The sequence below is a fragment of the Pseudomonas sp. P5_A2_2 genome (assembly GCF_054177685.1).
In genome coordinates this window covers 1-3706 of sequence record NZ_JBGCUL010000440.1, presented here as the reverse complement: position 1 = coordinate 3706, position 3706 = coordinate 1, and the positions used below count along the sequence as shown (strand labels likewise).

The 3706-nt window shown below is 59.7% G+C and carries 3 protein-coding genes and 1 pseudogene; 1 reads left to right on the top strand and 3 read right to left on the bottom strand.

Going from position 1 to position 3706, the window contains the following annotated elements; genetic code table 11:
* Positions 1-93: 93 nt before the first annotated feature.
* Complete coding sequence (locus ACXRVY_RS20015; protein ID WP_458238062.1) at positions 94-834, bottom strand: phosphoadenylyl-sulfate reductase; 741 nt, start codon at positions 832-834, stop codon at positions 94-96.
* A 173-nt stretch (positions 835-1007) separates the two neighbouring features.
* Between ACXRVY_RS20015 and thrH the strand changes: the two genes are divergently transcribed.
* A complete protein-coding gene (gene thrH, locus ACXRVY_RS20010; RefSeq protein WP_223462945.1) occupies positions 1008-1625 on the top strand; it encodes a bifunctional phosphoserine phosphatase/homoserine phosphotransferase ThrH in 618 nt (205 codons plus the stop codon).
* Positions 1626-1651: 26 nt separating this feature from the next.
* Here the strand turns inward: thrH and pabB are convergent, their stop codons facing one another.
* Together pabB and rloC are read right to left on the bottom strand one after the other, a co-directional pair.
* Positions 1652-2995: an aminodeoxychorismate synthase component I gene (gene pabB / locus ACXRVY_RS20005; protein WP_458238061.1), complete on the bottom strand. Its 1344-nt coding sequence runs from the start codon at positions 2993-2995 to the stop codon at positions 1652-1654.
* A gap of 146 nt (positions 2996-3141) precedes the next feature.
* Positions 3142-3706: pseudogene (gene rloC, locus ACXRVY_RS20000) on the bottom strand (alpha-L-glutamate ligase-like protein RloC); the annotation flags it as partial.

Genomic DNA, 3706 nt, shown 5'->3' with positions numbered 1-3706 from the left:
CAAATGGCACCGATGGTGACATTCGTGTGTACACATTTTTTGTGAGCAGACACATAACCAATGTGGGAGGGGGGGATTTCACAAGGCTTGGGATCAGGCTTTCGACTTGCTGATGATATTCCCCACATGCAGCCCGCATTCCTTCTGCGTCGCTTCTTCCCACCACCAACGGCCTTCGCGCTCATGCTGGTTCGGCAGTACCGGGCGGGTGCAGGGTTCGCAGCCGATACTGATGAAGCCGCGCTCGTGCAGACTGTTGTACGGCAGCTCCAGCATGCGGATGTAACCCCAGATCTCTTCGCTGGTCATTTGCGCCAGCGGGTTGAACTTGTACAGGGTGCGTTCCGGGGTGGAGAACGCGGTGTCGATTTCCATCACCGCGACGGCGCTGCGGGTCCCCGGGCTCTGGTCGCGGCGCTGGCCGGTGGCCCAGGCTTTCACGCCGGACAGCTTGCGGCGCAGGGGTTCGATCTTGCGGATGCCGCAGCATTCGCCATGGCCGTCCTTGTAGAAGCTGAACAGGCCCTTTTCCTTCACGAAGGGTTCGAGTTTCGTGTAGTCCGGCGACACCAGTTCGATGTCGATCTTGTAGTKCTCGCGTACCTGATCGATGAAACGGTAGGTCTCCGGGTGCAGGCGGCCGGTGTCGAGACTGAACACCTTGACGTTCTTGTTCAGCTTCCAGGCCATGTCCACCAGCACCACGTCCTCGGCGCCGCTGAAAGATATCCACAAGTCATCACCGAACTCGGCAAACGCGAGTTTCAGGATGTCCTGGGCGGATTTGTTGGCATAGGTCGTGGCGAGTTCCACGACGTCGAACGTTGGGCTCATCAGGGCGGCTTCCTACAGGTCGGTGGCGCTGGGCGCTCTATATAAGGCCGATGGTAACAAAAAGCTGCGCCGATCGGGGCATCCTCTGCGTTGCGCAGGCAGGCCCGAGTCGCTAGAGTTCGGCAATCTTTTTGCTCGCCCGACTCAATAATCAATACAAATGGGAGTGTCTTGTGGAAATTGCCTGTCTGGATCTAGAAGGTGTGCTGGTCCCGGAAATCTGGATCGCCTTCGCCGAAAAAACCGGGATCGAATCCCTCAGGGCCACCACCCGGGACATTCCCGACTACGACGTGCTGATGAAGCAGCGCCTGCGGATTCTCGACGAGCACGGCCTGAAACTTTCCGACATTCAGGAAGTGATCGCCACGCTCAAGCCGCTGGATGGCGCCATCGAGTTCGTCGACTGGTTGCGCGAGCGCTTCCAGGTGGTGATCCTGTCGGACACCTTCTATGAGTTCTCCCAGCCGCTGATGCGCCAGCTGGGCTTCCCGACCTTGCTCTGCCATCGCCTGATTACTGACGACAGCGGGCGAGTCACTGATTATCAACTGCGTCAGAAAGATCCCAAGCGTCAGTCGGTCCTGGCCTTCAAGAGCCTCTACTACCGGGTGATCGCGGCGGGGGATTCCTACAACGACACCACGATGCTGGGCGAGGCCGATGCCGGGATTCTGTTCCATGCGCCGGAAAACGTGATTGCGCAGTTCCCGCAGTTCCCGGCGGTGCATACGTTTGAAGCGTTGAAGCAGGAGTTCATCAAGGCTTCGAACCGGACCTTGAGTTTGTAAACACATTGCCTGTAGGAGCAGGGGTGTCAGAGGTTTTGCAGGGTATCGAGCAACACCTTCACCTTGGTGATTGATTCCTGATACTCAGCCTGCCACTCCGAGTCCGCGACAATCCCGCCGCCGCCCCAGCAACACACCTGCCCGTCCTTGACCAGCAAGCTACGGATGGCGATGGAACTGTCCATTTCGCCWCGCACGTCCAGGTAGACCAATGAACCGCAATACAGTCCGCGTCGGGTCGGTTCCAGTTCATCGATGATCTGCATGGCGCGAATCTTTAGCGCGCCGGTAATCGAGCCGCCGGGGAAGCTGCCGGCGATCAGGTCCAGGGCATCGCGCCCATCCGCCAGTTCACCGGTGACGCTGCTCACCAGGTGATGTACGTTTGGATAGCTTTCCAGGCTGAACAACTCCGGCACTCGTACTGAACCGGTGCGGCAGGTCCGGCCGAGGTCATTGCGCAGCAGGTCGACGATCATCAGGTTTTCCGCGCGATCCTTGGGGCTGGCCAGCAATTCGGCGGCGTTCGCGGCGTCTTGCTCAGGCGTCAGGCCCCGCGGGCGAGTGCCCTTGATCGGACGGGTTTCCACATGACCCTGGCTGACTTTGACGAAGCGTTCCGGCGACAGGCTGAGTACGGCATCGCCGTCAGGCAGGCTCTGAAAACCGGAAAAAGGCGTCGGGCACGCTGCGCGCAGCGCACAGTAAGCGATCCACGGATCACCCTGGCAGGGCGCTCGAAAACGCTGGGCGAAGTTGACCTGATAACAGTCGCCGGCCTGAATGTATTGCTGGATGCGCCCGATTGCCTGTTGATACTGGTCAGCGCTCAACTCGGCAGTCATCGGGGTGAGCAGTTTGAAGGGCGCGACCGCTTCAGGTGCCGGTTGGTTGAACAGATCGATCAGGCGCTGACGCTCGCTCTCTGGCAGTGTCGGGTGGAACACCAATTGACTGGTCAGTGAACGGTGATCGCTGACCAATGCCCAGCCGTACAGGCCGAAACGCGCGTCAGGCAGTTGCAGGTCGTCCTGTGCCTGGCTCGGCAGGCGCTCCAGATGTCGGCCGAAATCGTAACTCAGGTAGCCGATCAATCCACCGGCAAACGGCAACTCATAGGGTGTTGGCAGAGCGGCTTCGCCCAGGCGTGTCAGGTTATCGCGCAGGCGTTGCAGGAAAGCTTCGCCACTTTCGTCGGGCGATACCGTCAATTGTTCCAGCGGCCAGGCGCTGAGCAGGTCATAGCGACCCCGGTCAGCACTGGGGCGACCGCTGTCGAGCAGCACGGCGCCGGGGGCATGACGTATCGCCGTGAAATACTCGGCGGGGTTGGCACGATAGGGCAGCGGGTGTACGGAACAGGTCAGCATGGGCGGGGGAGATCAGCCATTGAGGCGGGGTGGCGATTGTAGACCTCTGCAGGATTTGGTCCTAGAGGGATGTTGGAAAGAGGCATATTGATAACGGCCGAAACAAAACTCTGTGGCGAGGGAGCAAGCTCCCTCGCCACAAAAGATCAGCCTTCGACCGCAGGAATATGCCCAAACATCTCCTGCACAAACGCCACGCGCTCTTTGACCGATTCGGTCACGCCACGAGCCTTCAGGTCTTCCAATCGTGCTTCCACCGCATGAGTACGCAACGTCAGCCCGCAGTCATTGGCAATCTGGATATTCAACCCCGGCCGGGCGTTGAGCTCCAGAATCAGCGGGCCTTTGTCCTGGTCCAGGACCATGTCGACACCGATGTAGCCCAAGCCGCACAACTCATAACAGCCGGCGGCGAGTTTCATGAAACCGTCCCAGTAGGGCAGTTGCACGCCATCCACTGCGTTGGTGGTGTCCGGGTGTTTGTTGATGATGTTGTTCAGCCAGGTGCCGCGCAGGGTCAGGCCGGTGGCCAGGTCCACACCGACGCCGATGGCGCCCTGGTGCAGGTTGGCCTTGCCGTTGGACTGGCGCGTCGGCAGGCGCAGCATGGCCATCACCGGGTAGCCCATCAAAACAATGATGCGAATGTCCGGCACGCCTTCGTAACTGATGCTCTTGAAGATCTGGTCCGGAATCACACGGTACTCGATC